Genomic DNA, 2,112 nt, shown 5'->3' with positions numbered 1-2,112 from the left:
GCCCGAACACCGCGCGCAGGTCGACCTCGGACCAGTCCGGCTCGATCCGGCCCGACTCCGCCTTCGCCAGATCGAGCAGCTCGTTGACCAGCCCCAGCAGGTCACCGGCGGAGGACCGGATCAGCCCCACCTGGCGGGCCTGCTCGCCGGTGAGCGGGTCGGAGGCGGAGTCGGCCAGCAGCCGGGCCAGACCGATGATCGCGGTGACCGGCGCGCGCAGCTCGTGACTGACGTTGGCGAGGAACCGGCTCTTCGACTCGCTCGCGGCCCGCAGCTGCGTGGACTTCTCCTCCAGCTCGGCGTAGAGCGCCACCACGCCCCGGTTGGTCTCCTCCAGCTCCTCGGTGAGCTGGTTGTAGAGCGCCATCACGCCCCGGTTGGTCTCCTGCAGTTCGGAGTTGAGCACCGCCAGCTCGTCGCGCTGGCTGCGTACCTCGTCGAGGGCCGCGATGAGCTGGGAGTTCTGCGCGGCCAGCTCGTCCAGCGCGGAGGCCGGAGCACGCTCGGCCAGCTCGGCCCGGAGCCGGCTGGCGCGTTCCGGCGTCAGCTCCTCGGCGTGGTCGGGCACCCGTCTGGACATCCTCACGACGGTATCGCCCTCGACGGCCACGACCTGCAACGTGTCCACCAGACGCGCGACGGCGCCGGACTTCGGCTCGTACCGGCCGCCTGGCAGTGGACGCAACGGCGACAGGTCGACCTGGAGGATCCGGCGGCCCACGGCGTCCCGGTCGAGAGCGAACGTGACGTCCGCGCCGTCGGCGCCGCTCAACAACTCCCGGGCCACCTCGCTGAGCGCGGTGGCGATCCGCACCTGGTCCTGGTGTTCCAGCCCGACCGCCGCGGCCACCTCGCGGCCGCGCTGCCGAACCAGAAAGATGTCCTGCTCGACCCGGAGCGCGAGGTGCAGAAGGGGTTCGGTCATGCCGCCCCCCGCGCGACCAGCACGCAGGCGTCGTCGCGACGGATGCCGGCGTCGCGCAGGAGCGTCGCGGCCGCCAGCAACGGGTTGCGCCCGGCCAGCCCGGGGTAGTCGTCCAGGTCCCAGCGATCCACCACCCCGTCACTGTGCATGACCAGGGTGGAGTCATGCGAGAAGGGGTAGTCGTACCCGCGGATCGCCGGACGCTGGTGCCCGGCGATGCCCGGCAGCGAGACGAGCCCGCGCCGCCGCTCGCCCGGCGCGACGATCATCGCGGCGATGTTGCCCAGGCCGGCGAAGCGGAGCAGCCCGGCGGCGGGATCCGGTTCGGCCACCGCGAGCGCCGCGCCCCGGGTGTGCGACATGGCGGCGTGCAGGTGCCGCACCACGACATCCGGCGGCCCGTCCGGCGCCGAGCGGAACGCGGACACGGCGGCCCCGGTCGCGGCGGCGGCCAGTGGCCCGTGGCCGAGGCCGTCGGAGACCAGCACCTGCCGCCGGCCGTCGACCTGGCGGACCGCGTACCCGTCGCCGCTGTCTTGCTCGCCGGTGATCGGCCGGGCCAGCCCGCCGGCCCAGTCCGGCGTGGGCGGTGCGGCGTCCCAGACCTGGACGACCAGGACGGTGCCCCGGCCGGGCGTCGAGTAGCCGTCGAACCGGCTCGACTGCCGGGTGATCGCGCCGAGCCCGATGCCGAGCGTGCCGGCGGTGGAGTGGCCGTCGACCGACGAGAGCGTCAGGTCGGCCATGCCGGGGCCGGAGTCGATGGCCACCAGTTCCACCCCGGCCCGTCCGGCCCGGCGCGCCGGGCGCAGCAGGAGCGTGCCCTCGCGGGCGTGCTTGACCAGGTTGCTGGTGATCTCGGCGGTGACGATGGCCAGGTCCGCGACACGATCGGTGCTCAGTTCGAGCTGCCGGCCGAGACGCTCGGCGGCCCGGCGTACGCCGCCGGCGGTCGCGCCGTTGTCGACCCGGAACCACACCCCGTGGTCGGGGACCACGTCGGCGGTCATCGCGACCACTTGGTGACGGTGATCCTCGTCCCCTCGCCGACAGCCGTCTGGATGTCGAAGTCGTCCACCAGCCGGCGGGCCCCGCTGAGCCCGAGGCCCAGCCCGCCCCCCGTGGTGTAGCCGTCGGTCAGCGCCAGGTCGAGGTCGGGGATGCCCGGCCCTTCGTCGGCGAAGAGG

Annotated in this window: 3 protein-coding genes; all 3 read right to left on the bottom strand. The window is 74.0% G+C overall.

From position 1 onward, the window contains the following. Positions 1–925: sensor histidine kinase (locus KBX39_RS29635; RefSeq protein WP_210873691.1), on the bottom strand; the 925-nt coding region annotated here is incomplete at its 3' end. After that, positions 922–1,935 carry a SpoIIE family protein phosphatase gene (locus KBX39_RS29630; RefSeq protein ID WP_210873693.1) on the bottom strand — a complete coding sequence of 338 codons (1,014 nt, stop codon included), beginning with the start codon at positions 1,933–1,935 and terminating at the stop codon, positions 922–924. The genes KBX39_RS29635 and KBX39_RS29630, both read right to left, overlap by 4 nt. After that, positions 1,932–2,112: ATP-binding protein (locus KBX39_RS29625; RefSeq protein WP_247660737.1), on the bottom strand; the 181-nt coding region annotated here is incomplete at its 5' end. The genes KBX39_RS29630 and KBX39_RS29625, both read right to left, overlap by 4 nt.

The sequence above is a fragment of the Micromonospora sp. D75 genome (assembly GCF_018070405.1).
Taxonomy (GTDB): domain Bacteria; phylum Actinomycetota; class Actinomycetes; order Mycobacteriales; family Micromonosporaceae; genus Micromonospora; species Micromonospora chalcea.
The sequence above is the reverse complement of the archived record's forward strand: the minus strand, read 5'-3'. Positions and strand labels throughout refer to the sequence as shown.